This is a genomic window from Psychrobacter vallis (assembly GCF_904846715.1).
In the GTDB taxonomy this organism is placed as follows: Bacteria; Pseudomonadota; Gammaproteobacteria; order Pseudomonadales; family Moraxellaceae; genus Psychrobacter; species Psychrobacter vallis.
Map to the genome: position 1 here is coordinate 80,204 of NZ_CAJHBU010000009.1, position 19,920 is coordinate 100,123.

The window sequence follows — 19,920 nt, forward strand, 5'->3', positions numbered from 1 at the left end:
CTTTTCCTATTTTGATAGCGTCATCTTTAGATTTTGATACACCAAAACCTTATTCATTTTTATTCAAAGAGCCTGCCATGACTACAGCGAACGCTTACCCTATTACCCAAACCATTCGTACCATCGGTATTTTAGGTGGTGGTCAGCTTGGTATGATGCTGGCCGAAGCCGCCATACCTTTAGGCTATCAATGTGTGTTTTTAGAAGACACTGCCGATTGCCCTGCGAGCTTATATGGACGCGTCTTTCGCAGTGAAGAATTGGCAGCATTTATTGAAGCAGCAGATGTTTTTACGCTAGAGTTTGAAAACACGCCAACCGCGACGGTCGAGCAGCTGACCGATTTATCAAAATCTGCTAGCAAACAAGGTATGTTTCCGCCGCTGCTTGCTCTCGATATCGCACAAGATCGTCTAAAAGAAAAGCAGATGTTTAATACTTTAGATATCGCAACTGTTCCCTTTATGGCCGTCAACTCTGAAGCAGAATTACAGCAGGCTTGTCAGGAATTGGGACTACCGATTGTCCTAAAGACCAGCCGCGGTGGTTACGACGGCAAAGGGCAGTTTGTCATCAAACAAGCCGCTGATATCAAGGCCGCTTGGCATGAGCTAAAAGACGCCGTCAGTGGTCAAGGCGCACTTACGCCAACGCCAGCACCTTTGATTGCCGAAGGCTTTATCAACTTTAGCCGTGAAGTTTCTATCATTGCGGTTCGAGGACAACACGGTCAGGTTCGTTGCTATGATTTGGTAGAAAATCATCATCATCATGGTATTTTAGCCAAAACTCAAGCACCTGCGGTTGGCACCAGTCACTTATTTCAGCAAGCAACCGATGCGATCACCAAGATCATGAATCATTTGGGCTATGTCGGTGTCATGGCGCTAGAGCTATTTGTAACCAAAGATGCGCGCGGTCATGAGGCGTTACTGGCTAATGAGATTGCCCCGCGTGTACACAACTCTGGGCATTGGAGTATCGAAGGTGCCGTTACTAGCCAATTTGAAAATCACATTCGTGCCGTCGTCAATCTGCCATTAGGTGATACCGACAACGTCCATCCAGCCATTATGCTCAATGTCTTGGGACAATACCCTGACATCAGCGCCGTGCTAAATATCGATGGCGCGCACTATCATAGCTATCATAAAGCCGAACGTGACGACCGTAAAATTGCCCACATTACCTTGATGCCAAATGATGTGGCTGACTTGGAACCTGCGTTAGCCAAACTCATCGCCGTACTGCCCAATAAAGTTGGTCTTGATAAAAAATCAACTACTGATAATCAGCCAAAAGCATTAGATATTCCTACTGCTACTGAAGCTGAAGCTGAAAAATCTTTGGTAAACAGTGAAATTACTGAGGTCAGCAAAATCACTACTGACGACAACCTGAAAGATAAGACGGTAAATGCTAAGGCAAAAGTCAATAAGGCTAAGAAATAATGCAGATTTGGGTGGATGCGGATTCAGTGCCATTGATCGCCAAAGACTTGATTATCAAAACCGCTGAACGCACACAAACAATGGCGATATTCGTCGCCAATCAGCCGATTAAACTGCGTAAGTCACCGCTGCTCGTCATGACAGTGGTGCCGTCAGGGTTTGATAAGGCAGATGATTATATCGTAGAGCAGATACAACCGGGTGACCTTGCTATCACCAGCGATATTCCTTTGGCCAATGATATTTTGGACAAAGGCGGCATGGTATTGACGACACGCGGTATGGTCTACGATAAAAACAACATCAAGCAAAAGCTCAATATGCGCGACTTTATGGATACTATGCGTGGTACGGGAGTCCTAGAGCTACAAGAAATGAGCGGACAAAAACCTTACGGCGACCGTGACAAAAAAGCGTTTGCCGATGGTTTAAACCGCTTGGTTCGTTAGTGTCTTTTATAATTAAAATCTGACATTGTGATGTGTTAATGCACCCTTCCTACCCAAGCCAACCCTTTGCTTCCTTGCAAACGGTATACATTCTATAACCAAAAACTATGCAATCGGCACGTATCATCACGAAGCGTGTCACCTATTCTTGTTACGCTGTGGTCAGTTTCTAAAACAAAGACATTTTTAGAACATCGACAACGTATATAACAATAGGAATGACTATGAAAATTTTAGTGATTGGCGCAAGTGGTCGTGTAGGTACTGAACTGGTTAAGCAATTATTAGCAGATGACCATCAGGTTATTGGCACCACACGTCAGGCAAAAACCTTATTTGATAATGACAATTATAGCCAGCTGGATTTAGATCTCACCACTGAAAAAGACACCATTCAAAGCCAAATCAACAACGATATTGATACGGTGTATTTTGTTGCTGGTTCTGGCGGTAAGGATGTCTTAGAAGTTGACTTACATGGCGCGATTAAGACCATTCAAGCAGTACAAGACAAGGGCATCAAGCGTTATATCATGCTCAGTGCCGCTTTTTCATTAGACACCAGTAAGTGGGACACGCCTGGCATTGCAGACCTAAAAGACTACTATATCTGTAAGCATTATGCCGATCAATGGTTAGTCAATAACAGCACACTTGACTATACAATCGTACAACCAGGTGCGCTAAAAGAGCGTGCAGGTACTGGTAAGATTGTAATCAATGATGGTGATTCTGGTGAAAACTCAATCGAAGATGTCGCTACCACGTTGGCTGCTGTATTGAATGCCAGTAATACCATTAAAAAAGCGTTTAATATGCACAACGGTGAAACCACCATTAAAGACGCTATCGCTAGTGTGTAGCGCAGCTTATTACAGATAAACAGCTATAGTGGAAGTACTTTAAAGTTGCTACAGTGCTACTGGGATGCTTATCTTTAAACGGAAAGTTTCGAAGCCTCTGGAGTGCAAGGCGCACAGTAAGCGAGGAAAATTTATACTAGTAATACAGGACTATTGATGTATCGATTTTACTTTTCATTGACTATAGAAAATTAAGCGGTAACAAGAGCTTATAAAAAGGCCACTTATCACTCAGCCAGTTAAAATAAGCTGAGGGGTAAGTGGCCTTTTGTTGTATCAAGTTTTGAATCAGAGCAGATTAAGCCAAGCCGCTTGGAAAAGGAATGACCGATTCTAAGCTACTTGCTCCTGTGATTACCATGAGCAATCTGTCTACCCCCACAGCGATTCCGCTACAAGGTATTAAATCATCAGACGCCGCAATCAAATGCTCATCTACTGGCATTATTGGTAAATTGTGACGCTGGCGTAATTGGTTATCTTTTTCAAAACGCTTCCTCAACGCTTGTCCATCTGCCAGCTCATCATAGGCATTGGCAATCTCAATACCTTTGATATATAGCTCAAACCGCTTCGCAATTTCATTGCCATCTTTATCAAGCGCCGTCTTTGCCAATGCTGCCGTGGCAGGGGGATATTCTATGATTAACGTTGGCAAATTGTGACCCAAATTTGGCTCTACCGCGTGACTAAACAGCAAGTCCAACCAGCTTTGGCGACGGTCTTCTTCGCTATCGTTGGCACAGTTGGCCTCGCTGTTAAAATTAAACCCAGTCAAGCCCTTGTCTTCTGCCACTGCTTGTAATGCAGATAGGCTCGCTGTCAGTGGATGTATGCCAACAAAATCCATAAAGGCATCGACATAACGATAGTGATTCATCACGATGGGATGACCATACAGCACTTCTAACAATTCTCCCACCTCAGATGCCATATCAGCCAAGCTATAATTTGGTTGATACCATTCGAGCATAGTGAATTCAATATTGTGTCTTACGCCTATTTCATTGTCTCGAAACACAGGACAAATCTGATAGATAGGCACGTGCCAGCTGGCCAATAAACGCTTCATGGCAAACTCGGGCGAAGTATGCAGATAGTAAGTACGGGGTTTGTCTTGATAAGTAACTTGGGCGGCGACTGACTGCAAAAAAGTATCAGTATTACCTGCTTGTGATAGTAATGGCGTCTGCACTTCTAATACTTGTCGCTCAATAAAAAACTGGCGAATGCTATTGATAAATTGCGCACGCTGCTGCGCCATAGCCAGAGACATGGTAGGTGCATAATTTGGTTGATAAAAAGAAAGATTGGTTACTTGGCTCATGATTATCTACTGCAATTATCGAATGATAGGTTTTTAAACTGAGTTGCTAAATTATATTAAAACTATCAAAACTGCCATTCACGGCGTAAATGATAGTCGCCTCTTAATCCATCAAAGTCAGCGCCCTTTACTTGACCGTCTATTGCCTTGCTTCTCAGTGCTGCATCGTCTTGCATGATGTCATAAAATTTGAGCAATCTCTCTGGATGGGTTTTTAATTCTGACCATAAAAACATATTGAGTGGTAATAGCGCCTGCATAGATTGAGTGGGTATGACAGCCAGTTTTTCACATAGCGCATCATAGATGATTTGTGTGCCACGCAGCTTACCTTCTACCGTATAGCCAGCGATATGTGGTGTGGCGATGGCCAGCTTGGATAATAATCCATCAGCAATTTGCGGTTCGTGCTCAAACACATCAAGCACCACTTGCCGTCCAGTACGCGCCATATCTGCTTCAATATCGCTTGCATGAATGACAGGCCCACGCGCACTATTAATCAACATCGTCTGCACTGGCATCATTGCCAATGCCTCTGTATTAATAAGATGACGCGTTGCATGGTTAATACTGGCATTCTGTGCACTCGCCGTTTGTTCATCCGTGAGCGGCACATGCAAACTGATGACATCACTTTGGCTAAGGACTTGCTCAAGGCTAGCATTGTTAATCGTTGAAGGTGGCAACAAGGGATCATAACCCAATAATTGCCAGCCCAAATCGCTCGCATAATCAGCAAGCGTGCTGCCAATATTACCCAGTCCAATAATCCCAAGCGTCATGGATTGCTGCCAATACTGCGGGCGCAAGGTCAAAATAGCACTCAAGACATATTGCGCGACCGAATGCTTGCTACAGCCCGCCGCATTGGCAAAAGTAATATGACGCATCGCTAGGTAATCTTGATCGACATGATCGGTACCAATGGTCGCAGAGCCCACAAATTGCACACTCTGATTATCCGCCAATAACGCCTCGCCTACTGGGGTCACAGAGCGTATGAGTAGCACATCAGGCTGCAGATCTGCGAGTAATTGCGCATTGATATCACGTCCAGCAACTTTGACAATATTCACAGACTGCTCGGAGGCTTGCCCCAGCATCGAAGGATTAAAAAACTCGTCTAAGCTGGCGATATTGCTATCGGCCACAATAGTAATATTTTTAATAGTATCCATCCTGCCCTTCATCATTTTTACCAATCGCACATGGATATGCATGTTTCAATATTTCGTGTATGACTGGTATTTTTAAAATACCGAGATATGCATGAGTACCTATCTGCAACCTACTATTTAGAATCAGCTCTAGTTTATCGATTCTGGCTTATCAATTATTGGCAAAGCTTGGTCATCAGACAACATCTCTTCCTGCGGCGCAAATATCTCATTTTTATGCTGCGATATCCATTCGCGCCATACCGCCAATCCGATAGCCAGTACCACAGGACCGATAAACAAACCCACAAAACCAAAAGCGGTCAAACCACCTAATACACCAATAAAAATGATAATGAAAGGAATTTTGGTCGCGCCACTAATCACAATAGGACGAATTAAATTGTCCACCCAGCTGATGACCAAAACACCCCACAGTGCCAAACCAACCCCTTCTACTGTATGACCTTGGCTTAACAACCAAATCGACACCGCTCCCCACGCAAATGGTGTACCAAATGGAATTAGTGCTATAACAAAAGTCACAATGGTCAATAAAATGGGACTAGGGGCACCAGAGAAATAATAACCTATACCTGCGAGGAGCGCCTGCGCCAATGCGGTCAGGCCAATGCCATATACGACAGCGCGCGTGGTCGTACCCACAGAATCAATATAACCATCAATGCGATTGCCAATGATATTACGTAAGGCTTGACGGATTTGGCGAACCAAACTGGTGCCATCACGATAAAAGAAAAACAACGTCATTAGCGCCATACCCAACTTGGCAAGACCACTAAACACCACGTCGAAAGCTATTTTGCCATAATATAAATGTGATTGAACCCAAAGGCGAAAGGCTTCGAGCGTCCCTTCAGGGTTTTTATTGATTCTCCACAGTACATCTTTGACTTGCTGACCAATGATAGGCAGTTCTTTAACAGAATTAGGCACATCCAAATAACCGACTTTAATACGATAAACCAAATTACTGATAAGACTCAAGGCTTCTTGTTGTAAGATAAAAACCCCAATGACCAACGGTATACCTATCATTAAGGATATGCTCATGGTCATAATAGCGGCGCTAAAACTTGGACTTAGCTTTACTTTTTCATGAAAAAATTTATAAATAGGAAAAGTAACGTACGCTAAAATCGCGGCCCACAGTGCCGGCACAATAAAAAATTGTACCACCTGAAAACACAATACAAACAATACCACCAACAAGGTAATGGCCAGCAAACGCTGAATAATAAATTCTTTTGTCCAGTTTTCAATCATAGCGTATAAACCAAAAGCAGATAGCAAAGACCTATTCAGCGTTTGCTGGCAAGTTTATAAATGTGTGATGAACCTCAACTTACAGACTACGTCCATAAACTGTATCCATTAGCGAATGTTGTAACTCGTAAATACATTGCTCTCAAGTGACGTCGCTCTCAAGTGCTTTGAGCGCGGCAAATTGGTTGATACTGCCGCCAATTTACTCTTAATTATCGTTATCGAAATCAGATAAAAATAAAGCAATTATTGGCTATCATTATGCAATAAAATACCAGCATTATATAAGGCTATGTTGTAATTTTTACTTACAATTTTCTATATACAAGCTTACGAGACTATTACCCTAATGCATAGAGGGTATTGCATGTAAAAACAAGTGTCTGAAGCGTTTTTTGTATTGACGTTCTAAACTGTCATACTGAAAGGTAATTCACTGGCGCGTTCTATTTGTAGCGTCAATTGATGTTATACTAAGACAATTATTTTAAGTTTTTCAACACGGTTACGTTCGTTTAACCTCATTTATTTTGATGGTTGTATAGACATAGAATTTTCAAAAGACAAACCAAAACCCTCTTTTATCGTCCTTCTCTAGACTATCATAAGATCTAACCTTTAGAGTGACGCCATAATTTTGGATATTATGCGTAAGCGTTGTATAGAAGTTTATGCAAAATTTAGGCTCATCGTATTATGGATTCAATATTAGAATCCGATATGAAAGAGCGTTAGTTTCGGACTTACTTTGATTTTATTTTAAATCACTACTGACCCACCAAATTTTACATACTATATCGATAGGAACAATAACAATGTCAAAAGACACTGATAATCCCAATATTAACACCTCACCTGAGACCAACAAGACCCAAAAATCACAAGAACAAGAAACCGTTACTTTTGCTTTGGCGCAGTCCCATTTTTTAGTGGGTGATATCGCAGCCAATGTCGAAAAAATGCGCACCCTTGCCCTTCAAGCCCGTGAAAAAGGGGCAGATGTCATTGTTTTTCCAGAGCTTGCCTTATTGGGTTATCCGCCCCAAGATTTATTGCTACGTCCAAGCTTGTCAGGCCGTGTCAAAAGCGCCTTATCTACCTTGAGTGATATCGACAATATCGTCATGATTGTCGGTTATCCGCATGTTGATCATCACGGTACTTTTAACTCTGCGGCTATCTTGCATAACGGTCATCAAAAAGGCTTTTATCATAAGCAGGTTTTGCCAAATTATGGCGTATTTGATGAGCGTCGTTACTTCGACAAAGGTCGTAATCAAGTCTTGTTTGATTACAAAGGCATTACTATCGGCTTGCTTATCTGTGAAGATTTGTGGGAAAAAACCCCTATCGCTGAACTCAAAAAGCAAGGCGCTGATTTGATTGTTAGCTTAAATGCGTCACCTTTCGAAATCGAAAAGCAAGACAATCGTAAAACGATGCTAACCAAACGCAGCCGTGAAAACAATTTACCTATCGTCTACGTCAACGCCGTTGGTGGTCAAGATGATTTGGTGTTTGACGGTGGCTCTATGGCGGTACAAGCGGACGGCAGCATTGCCCACGAAGCACCGCGTTTTATGAATCAGTTGCTATTGGCTACTTTAGATGTCAAGACAGCCAAATTTGACCGTCAGTCTAAAGCCCCATTAACGCTGAGCCGTGAGTCAGAGATGTATCAGGCATTGGTCGTCGGTCTACGTGACTATGTCAATCATTCAGGATTCTCTGGCATTATCGTTGGATTGTCAGGTGGAATTGATTCGGCATTAACCTTATGTATCGCCGTCGATGCTTTGGGTGCGGACAAGGTATATGCGGTTATGATGCCGTATGAATATACCTCGCAAATCAGTTTAGAAGACGCGCAAGCACAGGCACGCCGTTTGAATGTTTCTTATACTGTTTGTCCTATTTTTGATGCCGTTGAAGGTATCCGCCATACGCTAGCGCCATTATTTAACAAGTCGCCAGCAGACACCACCGAAGAAAATATCCAAGCGCGAGCTCGCGGTGTTGTCTTGATGGCGCTGTCCAACAAATTTGGACATTTGGTCATCACTACTGGTAACAAGTCAGAATTAGCGGTTGGCTATTCAACATTATATGGTGATATGGCTGGCGGCTTCGATGTACTAAAAGACGTCTATAAATCACAGGTTTATAAATTAGCAAGCTATCGCAATCGTTTAGAAGACACGCCTGTCATCCCTGAGCGCGTTATCACTCGTCCACCGTCAGCCGAACTGCGCCCAGATCAAAAAGATCAGGACAGCTTGCCTGACTATGATGTGTTAGATGGTATTTTGATGTCATACATCGATGAAGATATGGGCTATCAAGACATCATCGATAAAGGTTTTGATGCCGATATGGTCGCAAAAGTTATCCAGATGGTCGACAACAGCGAATACAAACGTTTGCAATCACCCATTGGTACGAAAATTAGCCGTAAAGCCTTTGGCCGTGAGCGCCGCTACCCGTTGGTGAATAAATGGTCAATAAAAGGCTAAGCCAAGTTACATAGTGTGGCTTGCCCAACTGTTACTCTCTAAAAGTTGGGCAACGCTGATAGCCTAATTTCTTTAAAAAATCAAAGTCTTTTATTATTAGCTGGGTGCTTTCCCAGCTTTTTTAGTTTCTATAAACCAAGTTTTAACGCCAAGCTATTATAAATAACGCTTTGAGTTTTATCCTAATCCATTCACTTTATCTCCTTACTATTACTTTTTATCCTCACATTTTTTTCGAGACTGTCATGAGTTTGCTAACCGCTAGTGTCTTTCTTCTCATATTACTTGCGCTAAGCGCCTTTGTCTCCGCTGCCGAAATTGCAATCGCCGCGGGTCGCAAAATTAAACTACAAATCATGGCAAAAGAAGGTGATGTTCGTGCCTTTGATGTGCTTAAAATGCAAGAACACCCTGGCAGCTTTATCACTGTCGTCCAAGTGGTCTTAAACGCCGTCGCTATTTCGGCAGGTGCGGTGGGTGAATCAGCCATCAGTCCCTATCTACAGCAATTATTGAATAATGAAGCCGTAGCATCTGTCATATCCTTTATTTTGATCACCAGTTTATTTTCTCTACTTGCCGATTTAATGCCCAGACGTTTTGCGATGTCCAATGCTGAAATAATCGCTGTGCGTCTTGTACGGCCGATGATGTTGCTGATTTTTATATTTAAGCCTGTGATTTGGGTGTTTGATGGCGCGGCAAATATTCTCTTTAAATTTTTGGGTATCTCAACCATACGCCAAGACGACATGACACCAGAAGATATTTATGCTGTCATGGATGCGGGTGCCGAAGCGGGCGTGCTCAAAAAACAAGAACACCATCTGATAGAAAACATCTTCGATATGCAAGAGCGTACCGTGACCTCGGTGATGAATCCACGCGAAAACATCGTTTATTTCGACACCAAAACCAGTAACGAAAAAGTAGTCGAAGTCATGATTGAACAGCCCCATAATAAGTTTTTGGTTTGTCATGACGATGATTTAGAGCACATTATTGGTTATGTCGAGTCACGCAGCTTTTTGGCGTTAGTTCTGAATCAACAAGAAGTCAGCTTGACCGACAAAGCCCTACTAAAACCTGCGCTTTTCGTTCCTGATACCTTGTCTTTGTTTGAAGTACTAGAGATGTTTAAGTCTACTGGCTCTGACTTTGCGGTCATCGTTAATGAGTATGGCATGGTCGTAGGTATCATCACGCTTAAAGATGTGATGAGCATCGTCATGGGTGAGCTTGTGACATTAGAGGAGCAGCCTATTGTCCAGCGTACCGACAACTCTTGGCTGATTGATGGCATGACCCCAATCGAAGATGTGGTTCGTGCTCTAGATATTGTAAACTTGCCACGCAGTCAAAACTATGAAACCATCAGCGGCTTTATGATGTATATGTTACGCAAAATTCCCAAAAAAACCGATACTATCGAGTATGCCAATTATCGATTTGAGATTATTGCCACTGACAATCTCAAAATCACGCAGATGTTGGTGACCAAGTTTGAAGACATTATCTAAAAACCCCTACTTATGAACACTCCCCTAAACCTATAGAGTTATGATAATCTTTTGCAAAATATTGATACCGATCGATTAAAATGACTCCGTCCTGCATCAATACTTAAAAAATATTAATGCGGGATTTTTTACGCGCTCATTTTAATGATAATGAGTTGATTCAAAAGGCAAGTGCATTATGGAAGTAGAAAATAAGAAGGTGGGCTTTTTGGCCATAATTTTGACAATCGGCTTGGGCATCGCGGGCCTTTTCATTTGGCTGTTTTCTGAGCTGGCAGAAGAAGTGTTAGAAAATGAATTGAGAAAATTTGATAACCGTATCATTGATTTTTTCGAATCTATAAAAACACCTACCCTTGATGGTATTTACTTCTTAATCACTGAGATGGGATCTGTCTGGTTTTTGACCAGTTTGTCAGTTTTAGTGGTTTTATGGCTTTGGTTTAAGGTCAAAGACAAATGGGGCGTTTTTTTCTTTATCATCGCGATGGGTGGTAATGGAGCATTAAACTGGATACTAAAGCAAGTTTACGAGAGAGGGCGGCCTTCCATCAATGAAGCAATCGATGCGATTGGCTTTAGTTTTCCAAGTGGTCATTCGATGGGGTCACTGGTGTTTTATGGGTTTATCTTCTATTTGGTAGTACGGAGCGCGCAAAAAAAGTCCATGAAAATAATGGCATTCATCTTTTTAGGCACTCTTATTCTCTTGATTGGCATGAGCCGAATTTACTTAGGCGCTCATTTCCCAAGCGATGTTATTGCTGGTTTTTTGGCAGGAACGGTTTGGCTAATTCTGTGTTTGTTGGCACTTGAGTGGATACAGTGGCAAAGCCATAACCAAGTCCCCCCTGTCCGTGCGTTGCGAAAACTTCTCATATCCAATTACAAGTCGCTCAAACAAAAACACGAACGCCGGTAGTCCATTGCTATAGTCAGCTCAAAGTAAAAATCAACTCGGACAAACCATTTTACTGACTGAAATGTTCTCGTTTTCTGTAATGCTTTGACTTGACAGTGACGTCACTGATTTAGGTTTAATGTCCATCACGTGCACCAAAAATTGCTGTGCCAACACGCACCATAGTAGACCCATTGGCTATCGCTTCTGACATATCGCCACTCATACCCATGCTTAATGTATCCCAGCCATTCAGCTCCGGATGGCTATGCTGAATCTCTTCAAATAACTGCTTGGTTCGAGCAAAAGCATTGGTATCCGCCTTAGCAGGAATAATCATCAAGCCGCGCAATTGTAAGCGCTCATACCCTTTGATGTCAGTGATCAACTCAGACAATTGCTCTGGCAAACATCCTGACTTGCTGTCTTCATTATCGATATTTACTTGAATCAGTACGTTCAATGGTAGCATCTCTGCTGGACGTTGATCATTTAGACGCTTGGCAATGATATCGCGCTCAACCGTCTGTACCCAATCAAAATTTTCAGCAATATCGCGAGTTTTATTGCGCTGAATACTACCGATATAATGCCAGATAATGCCTTTGCCTTCAGGTCGCTGTTTTAAATTACCAATTTTTTCGATGGCTTCTTGCAGGTAATTTTCACCAAAGTGTTGCTGTCCTTGCTGAGCTAAGGTAGCAATCATATCGGCAGGCTTGGTTTTAGAGACTGCCAATAAGGTAACACCAGCAGCCTGTCGCTCGGCAGACTCACATGCCTGAGTCACTTGTTTGCTGACTTGCTCCCAATTATTTATAAGCTCCTGACTATCAATAGTATTTTCAATGTCTTTCATATATCACTCTCGATGCAAATTTAATCGTTTATTTTCAATCGATTATAGTAAATAATCTTTGTATAGTGAGTTCAGTATAACGATACAGCGGAACTGGGATAAATTTTTCGTAGCCTCTGTCTGCGCAGGCACAGCAAGCCAAAAAAATGTATACCAATTCCCCGTTGAAATACAATGGTTCTGTTTTATTTAGAATCGACTATACAAATGGCTTTTATTAAAAACAGTTAAGATTTAGCCAAAAACCTTTTTTGAGAAAAACTATATATTTAATTTTTTATGGATTAATAATTAGATTGAGCAATTCTACATTTAATTGACCCAGTGGATGGCTAAATACTGGGAGTCTTGTTATTATATTGTTACAGAGTTTAACACAAGCTACTCAGACCAATAGTAATGGTGAAGCCGTCGCTTATCTTCTACAGTAATTGGCCTAAAAACAAACAGCAAACGATTGGCAATTATACAATCTTATGCCTTTTTACCTTCCCCTTATTGAGTGATAGGAATATCCGATTATGGCTGAAAAAAACATCTTAAGCATCGAAGACTTGCTACGCTTTACCGTTAAACATAAAGCATCAGATTTACATATTTCAGCTGGTATGCCCGCCATGATTCGTGCTGATGGCGAAATGACGCGAATCAATATGCCTTCGATGACCCATCAAGTGGTTCATCAGCTCATTTATGACATTATGAACGATAGGCAACGTGCCGATTTCGAAGAATTTTTTGAAACGGATTTTTCTTTCGAGATTCCTAATTTAGCACGCTTTCGGGTCAACGCTTTTAATCAAAACCGTGGCGCAGGTGCTGTATTTCGTACCATTCCTTCTAAAGTTTTGACAATGGAAGATTTGGGCATGGGCGAAGTATTCAAACGTGTCTCAAATTTCAAACGTGGCGTGGTATTGGTCACAGGCCCAACAGGTTCAGGCAAGTCAACCACACTGGCAGCCATGATTGATTATATCAATGAAACCCGTAAAGAGCATATTTTAACCATTGAAGATCCGATTGAATTTGTCCATGAATCCAAAAAAAGCCTCATTAACCAGCGTGAAGTTCACCGTGACACTTTAGGTTTTGAACCAGCGCTGCGTTCTGCATTACGTGAGGATCCTGATGTGATCTTGGTTGGCGAGCTACGTGATCTTGAGACCATTCGCTTGGCACTAACGGCAGCCGAGACGGGACATTTGGTATTCGGCACTCTACACACCAGCTCAGCCGCTAAAACGATTGACCGTGTGATCGATGTGTTTCCCGCCGCAGAAAAAGACATGATTCGCGCCATGCTCTCTGAGTCGCTACAAGCCGTTATCTCCCAAACACTGCTTCGTCGGCAAACAGGAGGACGTGTCGCTGCCCACGAAATTATGCTGGGCACACCCGCTATCCGAAACTTGATACGTGAAAACAAAATAGCCCAGATGTACTCTGCAATTCAAACTGGCGCAGGTGATGGCATGATTACCCTTGATCAAACGCTGAAGAACCTAGTTGCAAAAGGCACCATCAGTAAAGACGTTGCTCGTCCTTATGCCAAACAACCTGAAGCATTTTTATAGTATTACCAAACGTGAGTATTAACAATCGTGTATCACTCACCCTTAGTCACTGATATAAGAGTTGTTGACATACGATACGTTTTATTTCTATTGGTCATTATTAGCGGTCTTTAAAACATGATTTCAGTTACTTTTTTAATTGATTTACGTCGAGTATAGGTACGATATGGACATTGATAAACTATTGCAATTAATGATCAGTAAAAACGGCTCCGACCTTTTTATTACTGCTGATGTTGCACCTTCCATGAAAATAAATGGCAAAATTTTACCAGTGGGTAAAACGCCGTTGAGTGCTGAGCAAACCATGAAATTGGTTAAAGGGGTGATGACATTCAACCAGCAAAAAGAGTTTGAAGAAACAAACGAGTGTCAATTTGCCATTACTGATGAAGCACAGCAAGCACGTTTTCGGGTCAGCGCATTTATACAGCGCGATATGGCAGGGATGATTTTACGAAAAATCGAAAATAAAATCCCGACCGTTGAGGAGCTACGTCTGCCACCAGCGCTAAAAGAGCTGGCCATGAAAAAACGAGGCATTATTTTATTGGTTGGCGCAACAGGCACAGGTAAATCCACCACCCTAGCTGCTATGATAGGACATCGCAATCAAAACTCTCATGGTCATATCATTACCATCGAAGACCCCATCGAATTTATTCATAAACATCACGGTTGTATCATTACCCAGCGTGAAGTCGGTATCGATACTCACTCATTTGAAGCCGGTCTAAAAAACACCTTACGCCAAGCACCCGATGTTATCTTAATTGGTGAGATTCGTAATCGCGAGGTCATGAGCTACGCCATTCAATATGCCGAAACAGGGCATTTGGTCTTTGCTACCCTACACGCCAACAATGCTAACCAAGCAATTGACCGTATTATTCATTTTTTTGAAACCAGTCGCCACAGCCAGCTATTCATGGATTTGTCTCTTAACTTACAAGCCATTATCGCTCAGCAACTTATCCCAACTCCCGATGGCAAAGGTCGCCGTGCTGCTATCGAGATTTTATTAAACTCTCAGCTGATTAGTGATTATATCCGTAAAGGTGAGGTTCATGAAATCAAAGATGTCATGACACGCTCACGGGATAGCGGTATGCAGACCTTTGACCAAGCACTTTTTGATTTATATGAACAAGGAGAAATCACGTATAAAGAAGCCATTCTTCATGCTGACTCTCCTAACGATTTGCGTCTCAAAATCAAGCTAAGCAGCAAAAACGGTGCAACCAATCTGGATGAAGGTGCCGATAGCTTATCATTGGATATCACTTAGAGTTGAATGTCACTTAGAGTTGGACATCACTTAGAGACGGTTATCTTCTCAGCGCTGCTGTTAGTTTTTATATTGACCTGACTATAAAAATTGCCATAAAAAAGCCCTCACTATTGATAATGAAGGCTTTTTTTGAACACGCGTATTATAAAAGAACAACATTCCTACTTAACTCAGAATGACAAATTCAAATACGCTTACTTGATGCTGTCCTTACATTCTTGATCATCACAGATACCGTATAGTACCAGTGAATGACCTGATAACTTAAAGCCGTTCTGTGCGGCGACTTTGAGTTGCTCTTCTTCGATCACCTCGTTATGAAACTCTACAATCTTTCCACAAACATCACAGACTAAATGATCATGATGTCCTTCTTGAGTAATCTCAAACACTGACAGATTATTTTCAAAGTTATGACGTTCGACGATTCCTGCTTGCTCAAACTGCGTGAGCACTCGATAAACGGTCGCCAAGCCCACATCCTCGCCTTGCTCAATCAAGGCCTTATAAATCTCTTCTGCACTCATGTGATGCATTTTAGCGCTCTCAAGTAGCTCTAAAATCTTGATACGAGGTAACGTAACTTTCAATCCTGCTTTACGTAAATCTTGATTGGTAAAAGAAGCCATAATATCCCTTCTGACTGTGACAGTCTTAGCAAATGAAAAACCAAAATATGAGAGAAACAATCGATAATGAGTATTTCTTATTACATAAAAAATATTTTAATAACCGTAAGCTGGCTAAACCCAAGTGAATTTCTAGGCTGTTATTTTTATATATGATCAATGCAAGTCTATGAATTTAAAATACAAATCACACAATAGCTCAGGTAGTGTTTGGTAAATAATGTCGTAAGTGGTAGGAAATTGCAAGTAAATGACGTATCATTTGTCCAAGATTGTCAGCCAAACTAGCACCAAACCATTCTGGCTGCGCCTAATTCATTTCTTATGAGTCATCTTACCATGATAAAGACATTAACTTTTCGTCCGTTAAGCCGTACCAGTGCCTTACGCAAGATTGTCATCACCAGTATGCTTAGCGCTGCTGTCGCTATGTCTGGCTGCTCATTACTGAGTGTTTATAAGATTGATTTGCCACAAGGTACGCCAATAACTCAAACGCAAGCACAAAAATTGCAATTGGGTATGAATCAAAACCAAGTGCTTTATATCCTTGGTAGTCCAGCCATTAAAGACACCCTTGAGCCTAAGCGCTGGGACTATATCTATGATTACCAAGCCGGTACAGAAGGCCGCCGCAAAGGTATCGCGGATGTCAAAAATGCCAGCCAACATTTGATTATTTATTTTGATGATCAGGGCTTGGTCAATCGTATCGAAGGTATAGACAGCCTGCCAGCTTCTTAATTGATACGCATAGATTAAGACGCATAAAAGATCATAATAGCTGATCGCTTAACCACGAGATTTATTCTTGCGCTGAGACATTGGATCAGCGCTTAAGCTGCGATATACCTCGATACGGTCAAAAGGCTGTAACTGATAGCTAAGCGGTTGCTTTTGGGCATAAACGCCTACATACCAACGCTTAGCAGTTGGCGTGGCAATATCTGCCACCTCAGTGCACCATTTTTCTAACTCTGAAAATTTTGCTAACCAGCCTGCTTGCGCGAGCGCCTCGTACAGAATGGCACCCTCGCTGACTTGTAGCGCTACATAGTGTTGACGCTGTGCATCTTGGGCGTACGCTAAATAGACAGTTATTAGCGCAGGCTGTTCAGACTCTAGCGTAACACTCTTACGATCAATGTTACCGTCATCATCTATTAGCTTAACCACTGCATCACCCAACCTATCAAAGCCAACAGCAGCGCCAATGGTACGACCAAACGTATCGCTATTCGCCATAGGTTATAAAATGCTTCATTGCCAAAGTTCAATGACTTTCGCAAATGACTTATTTTCATCTGCCAACCTGCAAAAATCGATAGCGACAACACTGCTACGCTACTAATAGTGACCAAGATACCGACCAGCCACGTGGTTGGAATAGCGATGACCAACACGAGTGTTAATACAAACGTTGATACCAGACTAACCACTAGTCCGAATTTATGCGCCAATTGCTGAGTACTATAGTGTAACAAGTAACTGACCACAAACAATACCCCTACCCAATACAGAAGTTGCCCAATCGGTGGTAATGACATGCCGCTAAGCAATAGAGCAACGCCCCCAACGAACAACTGCAATATCCAAATCGGTAGTACCAACTTAGTTGCGCGGAACTCATTTGTTACAGGGCTTCGAGCAGAGTTTTGCGCATTGTGATTATCGGTATCTACTGCTGTACCTGCTTGTTTGGTCACTAAATTTTGACCGAACCAGTATAAGCCTGTCCCTGCACCAACACTGACCAGCGCTAGTGCCACTGCACGTGCCCACTCCGTTAAGCTAATATCCGTCATAGCAAAATCAATATGGGGCAAGCCATTTGCCACGCCCAATAATAACCCAATTACCATCAGCCCTAAGCCAATTGGTAAGGGTGCAACGCCAAGCAAACTCAGCAAAATAGCAATAACCGTCAAGCCAGCTGCGATCGCAAAACTTGGTACAGTCGGGTCGCTATTGAGTTCAGTGAGGCCGGCCAATAGACCAGTGCTGGCAACCGATATAACCAATGCGGCAATAATGATAGAAACCAGTGCTGCCAACCAACCAAAGCTACGCCACATTGGGCTAACATCTGCTTCGCGAGTGAGCTTTTGCATCCCTGCCAATGGCGCATCAACACTGCGATAAGCCAAGGCTATCTCAGCATAAACAACAGGCAGTGACACCACTATCATGGCTAATAACCATAATAACCAAAAATCAATCTCACCAATTGATGCAGGTACAAACCAGCGAAACAGTAACAGCGGTAGCAAAGCTGCGATAAAATAAGAAGCATAACGGATCATCATAGTCTAAATCCAAACGATCTAAAGTGAATAACGATAATTTATATCATTGCCAAAAATTTAAATAGCTAGCAAAACGAGTATCAGTAGCACATTTATGAAACTAAATGCCTTTAACGCTGCTAATCGTATTTTTTGGGATTGGTATTATAATCATATAGAGCGATGATAAATATCTGTCAGTGAGTTTTATATTGTTTATATATGAGAGACAAGTAGTTATAAAAAAACCCCGAAATCGGGGTTTTATCATTAAACAGTAACAGACGTATAATCGAGCGCTCGGTAATATTGGCTACATAACACGCATTGTGTACTCGTCAAACAGACTGTTACGTTTTAGTGTACGGCGCTTATGTAATCTGACAAGATACGAATGTCACGATCTGATAGTTTCGATGCTACTGTCTGCATCATGCCCATTTCGCCTTCTTTTGCAGCGTCATTGACTCGCTTCTGTTCATCACTGTCGATATCATCATCGCGGCCAGCGGCACGGAATAGCTTTAACTGGGTCGAAATATATTGCGCATGTTGACCACCTAAACGTGGAAAAGCTGCCCAAGTGTTACCAACAGCATCAGGACCATGACAACCCGCACAACCGATGACGCCGCGTGACTTATCACCACCTAAGAATAGCTTAGTTGCTTCTTGGTTGGTTGCAGGATTACCAAAACCGACACCCCAAGGCGCTTGGCTAGCATAATAACCTGATACATCAGCCAAATCCTGCTGAGACAAGTTCGCAACTTGTGACTGCATGATGCCATTTTTACGATAGCCGGCTTTAAAATTGACCAACTGCTTGTAAAGATACTTTACGTTTTGGCCACCTAAATTAGGCTGTGCAGGAACCATACTGACGCCATTAACACCATGACAAGCAGCACAAACAGTTTCTGCAATTTGCTTACCAGCATTGACGTCGTATTCAGGAACAATAATAGCAGCTTGTACGCTGAAACTTGCAACGCATAAGCTGGCAGCAGCGATTAACTTTTTCATTGATACAAATCCTACTAGCTCGGCGTAAGCATTATTTAGAGTGATTGCACTGATAAGACACCCGTATAAACTGCCTTTTTCTTAACAAAGCAGATATATATTTTAAGGTCTTGGACACAAGCAGTCTGAAAGTACTTACTAACATCAGGGTTTATTTTCGATTATTATAGCAAGACTTTGTAGTATTTGCCTACTTAATCATCGCATCCACCAGTTTTTCTAACAACACGTTAAAATACCCGCTAAAAACAAAAGGCGCTAAAGGGTACAAAGCCCAGCGCCTGAGATTTTGCATGGTTCCGTTCATTCTTTAGCCAACTATTTACTCATGTATTCAATCAGCTCGCGATAGTCAGCATCACTACAGCCGCTACACAGTCCACCAGCAGGCATTTGCGTCATACCATTTTTGACTGATTTAATCAGGGTTGGCATGCTTTTTTGTTTGATAAGCTGCTGCCACTTAGCACTGTCACCTTTTTTGATGGCATTGAGCGCGCCACTATCGTGACAGGCAGCACATGAGTTATTATAGGTGGTGGCGATATCAGCGGCATTAGCGCCAGTCATCATGACACCGCTTAATAATACTGCCGCACTGGTCGCTATGACCGTACGATACGTTTGGCTAAAAAGTGTGGTGATTGGAAACATACAATACCTCCTTTTGATGTATCAGTCGTTTAATCAATCATTCTATTAAACATCGTTCTACTAGACGTAAATGTGACTCTGCTGAATATATCTTACTAAACATTGTAACAATATATTTCATATAAATG

Annotated in this window: 18 protein-coding genes; 9 read left to right on the forward strand and 9 right to left on the reverse strand. The window is 42.1% G+C overall.

All coding sequences use genetic code 11. The features are described from left to right. The first annotated feature begins 77 nt into the window (after nt 1–77). The 3 genes from JMY02_RS07635 (at nt 78) to JMY02_RS07645 (ending at nt 2,763) form a co-directional block, all read left to right on the forward strand. Nucleotides 78–1,451: a 5-(carboxyamino)imidazole ribonucleotide synthase gene (locus tag JMY02_RS07635; protein ID WP_227678444.1), complete on the forward strand. Its 1,374-nt coding sequence runs from the start codon at nt 78–80 to the stop codon at nt 1,449–1,451. After that, a complete protein-coding gene (locus tag JMY02_RS07640) occupies nt 1,451–1,900 on the forward strand; it encodes a YaiI/YqxD family protein (RefSeq protein ID WP_021814375.1) in 450 nt (149 codons plus the stop codon). The genes JMY02_RS07635 and JMY02_RS07640 overlap by 1 nt, the downstream gene beginning before the upstream one ends. A 224-nt stretch (nt 1,901–2,124) precedes the next feature. Continuing rightward, a complete protein-coding gene (locus tag JMY02_RS07645) occupies nt 2,125–2,763 on the forward strand; it encodes an NAD(P)H-binding protein (RefSeq protein ID WP_201596856.1) in 639 nt (212 codons plus the stop codon). A gap of 298 nt (nt 2,764–3,061) precedes the next feature. Here JMY02_RS07645 and epmA read toward each other — a convergent pair whose 3' ends face one another. The 3 genes from epmA to JMY02_RS07660 all read right to left on the reverse strand — a co-directional run bounded on the left by epmA (nt 3,062) and on the right by JMY02_RS07660 (nt 6,537). Beyond that, nucleotides 3,062–4,090 carry an EF-P lysine aminoacylase EpmA gene (gene epmA, locus JMY02_RS07650; protein WP_201596858.1) on the reverse strand — a complete coding sequence of 343 codons (1,029 nt, stop codon included), beginning with the start codon at nt 4,088–4,090 and terminating at the stop codon, nt 3,062–3,064. A gap of 65 nt (nt 4,091–4,155) precedes the next feature. After that, nucleotides 4,156–5,262, reverse strand: coding sequence for a 4-phosphoerythronate dehydrogenase (locus tag JMY02_RS07655; RefSeq protein ID WP_201596929.1), 1,107 nt, complete (start codon nt 5,260–5,262; stop codon nt 4,156–4,158). A gap of 138 nt (nt 5,263–5,400) precedes the next feature. Beyond that, the gene (locus tag JMY02_RS07660; RefSeq protein ID WP_201596860.1) at nt 5,401–6,537 is read right to left on the reverse strand and encodes an AI-2E family transporter; all 1,137 of its coding nucleotides are present in this window, start codon (nt 6,535–6,537) and stop codon (nt 5,401–5,403) included. Nucleotides 6,538–7,352: 815 nt separating this feature from the next. Between JMY02_RS07660 and JMY02_RS07665 the strand changes: the two genes are divergently transcribed. From JMY02_RS07665 to JMY02_RS07675, 3 genes are all read left to right on the forward strand, one after another. Next, complete coding sequence (locus JMY02_RS07665; RefSeq protein ID WP_201596862.1) at nt 7,353–9,050, forward strand: NAD+ synthase; 1,698 nt, start codon at nt 7,353–7,355, stop codon at nt 9,048–9,050. 245 nt (nt 9,051–9,295) lie between these two features. Further along, complete coding sequence (locus JMY02_RS07670) at nt 9,296–10,570, forward strand: hemolysin family protein (protein ID WP_201596864.1); 1,275 nt, start codon at nt 9,296–9,298, stop codon at nt 10,568–10,570. A 178-nt stretch (nt 10,571–10,748) separates the two neighbouring features. Beyond that, nucleotides 10,749–11,492 (forward strand): phosphatase PAP2 family protein, encoded by a 744-nt coding sequence (locus JMY02_RS07675; protein ID WP_201596866.1) that lies wholly within the window; start codon nt 10,749–10,751, stop codon nt 11,490–11,492. 115 nt (nt 11,493–11,607) lie between these two features. On the opposite strand, the gene JMY02_RS07680 is transcribed toward JMY02_RS07675, so the two are convergent. Then, on the reverse strand, nt 11,608–12,330 hold the full coding sequence (locus JMY02_RS07680; protein WP_201596868.1) for a YggS family pyridoxal phosphate-dependent enzyme: 723 nt from the start codon (nt 12,328–12,330) through the stop codon (nt 11,608–11,610). A 521-nt stretch (nt 12,331–12,851) separates the two neighbouring features. Between JMY02_RS07680 and JMY02_RS07685 the strand changes: the two genes are divergently transcribed. Both JMY02_RS07685 and JMY02_RS07690 read left to right on the forward strand, forming a co-directional pair. Next, nucleotides 12,852–13,907: a type IV pilus twitching motility protein PilT gene (locus JMY02_RS07685; RefSeq protein WP_021814384.1), complete on the forward strand. Its 1,056-nt coding sequence runs from the start codon at nt 12,852–12,854 to the stop codon at nt 13,905–13,907. 166 nt (nt 13,908–14,073) lie between these two features. After that, nucleotides 14,074–15,195 carry a PilT/PilU family type 4a pilus ATPase gene (locus JMY02_RS07690; RefSeq protein WP_201596870.1) on the forward strand — a complete coding sequence of 374 codons (1,122 nt, stop codon included), beginning with the start codon at nt 14,074–14,076 and terminating at the stop codon, nt 15,193–15,195. 197 nt (nt 15,196–15,392) lie between these two features. Here the strand turns inward: JMY02_RS07690 and fur are convergent, their stop codons facing one another. Next, a complete protein-coding gene (gene fur / locus JMY02_RS07695; protein ID WP_201596872.1) occupies nt 15,393–15,827 on the reverse strand; it encodes a ferric iron uptake transcriptional regulator in 435 nt (144 codons plus the stop codon). A gap of 324 nt (nt 15,828–16,151) precedes the next feature. Here fur and JMY02_RS07700 point away from each other — a divergent pair, with 324 nt between their 5' ends. Beyond that, complete coding sequence (locus tag JMY02_RS07700; RefSeq protein WP_201596874.1) at nt 16,152–16,571, forward strand: outer membrane protein assembly factor BamE; 420 nt, start codon at nt 16,152–16,154, stop codon at nt 16,569–16,571. Between the two features lie 48 nt (nt 16,572–16,619). Here JMY02_RS07700 and JMY02_RS07705 read toward each other — a convergent pair whose 3' ends face one another. The 4 genes from JMY02_RS07705 to JMY02_RS07720 form a co-directional block, all read right to left on the reverse strand. After that, nucleotides 16,620–17,072, reverse strand: a complete 453-nt coding sequence (locus tag JMY02_RS07705) for an RnfH family protein (protein WP_201596876.1) — start codon at nt 17,070–17,072, stop codon at nt 16,620–16,622. After that, nucleotides 16,991–18,133, reverse strand: a complete 1,143-nt coding sequence (locus JMY02_RS07710) for a hypothetical protein (protein ID WP_201596878.1) — start codon at nt 18,131–18,133, stop codon at nt 16,991–16,993. The genes JMY02_RS07705 and JMY02_RS07710 overlap by 82 nt, the downstream gene beginning before the upstream one ends. Before the next feature lie 336 nt (nt 18,134–18,469). Next, complete coding sequence (locus JMY02_RS07715; RefSeq protein WP_201596880.1) at nt 18,470–19,138, reverse strand: c-type cytochrome; 669 nt, start codon at nt 19,136–19,138, stop codon at nt 18,470–18,472. Nucleotides 19,139–19,456: 318 nt separating this feature from the next. Then, on the reverse strand, nt 19,457–19,792 hold the full coding sequence (locus tag JMY02_RS07720; protein ID WP_201596882.1) for a c-type cytochrome: 336 nt from the start codon (nt 19,790–19,792) through the stop codon (nt 19,457–19,459). Between the last annotated feature and the right edge of the window lie 128 nt (nt 19,793–19,920).

What these genes read in the sequence shown, in the direction of transcription:
- epmA (WP_201596858.1), bottom strand. Translation starts at nt 4,090, where the DNA reads ATGAGCCAAGTAACCAATCTTTCTTTTTATCAACCAAATTATGCACCT.
- fur (WP_201596872.1), bottom strand. Translation starts at nt 15,827, where the DNA reads ATGGCTTCTTTTACCAATCAAGATTTACGTAAAGCAGGATTGAAAGTT.
- JMY02_RS07700 (WP_201596874.1), top strand. Translation starts at nt 16,152, where the DNA reads ATGAGTCATCTTACCATGATAAAGACATTAACTTTTCGTCCGTTAAGC.
- JMY02_RS07660 (WP_201596860.1), bottom strand. Translation starts at nt 6,537, where the DNA reads ATGATTGAAAACTGGACAAAAGAATTTATTATTCAGCGTTTGCTGGCC.
- JMY02_RS07720 (WP_201596882.1), bottom strand. Translation starts at nt 19,792, where the DNA reads ATGTTTCCAATCACCACACTTTTTAGCCAAACGTATCGTACGGTCATA.
- JMY02_RS07715 (WP_201596880.1), bottom strand. Translation starts at nt 19,138, where the DNA reads ATGAAAAAGTTAATCGCTGCTGCCAGCTTATGCGTTGCAAGTTTCAGC.
- JMY02_RS07675 (WP_201596866.1), top strand. Translation starts at nt 10,749, where the DNA reads ATGGAAGTAGAAAATAAGAAGGTGGGCTTTTTGGCCATAATTTTGACA.
- JMY02_RS07685 (WP_021814384.1), top strand. Translation starts at nt 12,852, where the DNA reads ATGGCTGAAAAAAACATCTTAAGCATCGAAGACTTGCTACGCTTTACC.
- JMY02_RS07640 (WP_021814375.1), top strand. Translation starts at nt 1,451, where the DNA reads ATGCAGATTTGGGTGGATGCGGATTCAGTGCCATTGATCGCCAAAGAC.
- JMY02_RS07635 (WP_227678444.1), top strand. Translation starts at nt 78, where the DNA reads ATGACTACAGCGAACGCTTACCCTATTACCCAAACCATTCGTACCATC.
- JMY02_RS07680 (WP_201596868.1), bottom strand. Translation starts at nt 12,330, where the DNA reads ATGAAAGACATTGAAAATACTATTGATAGTCAGGAGCTTATAAATAAT.
- JMY02_RS07710 (WP_201596878.1), bottom strand. Translation starts at nt 18,133, where the DNA reads ATGATGATCCGTTATGCTTCTTATTTTATCGCAGCTTTGCTACCGCTG.
- JMY02_RS07665 (WP_201596862.1), top strand. Translation starts at nt 7,353, where the DNA reads ATGTCAAAAGACACTGATAATCCCAATATTAACACCTCACCTGAGACC.
- JMY02_RS07645 (WP_201596856.1), top strand. Translation starts at nt 2,125, where the DNA reads ATGAAAATTTTAGTGATTGGCGCAAGTGGTCGTGTAGGTACTGAACTG.
- JMY02_RS07690 (WP_201596870.1), top strand. Translation starts at nt 14,074, where the DNA reads ATGGACATTGATAAACTATTGCAATTAATGATCAGTAAAAACGGCTCC.
- JMY02_RS07705 (WP_201596876.1), bottom strand. Translation starts at nt 17,072, where the DNA reads ATGGCGAATAGCGATACGTTTGGTCGTACCATTGGCGCTGCTGTTGGC.
- JMY02_RS07670 (WP_201596864.1), top strand. Translation starts at nt 9,296, where the DNA reads ATGAGTTTGCTAACCGCTAGTGTCTTTCTTCTCATATTACTTGCGCTA.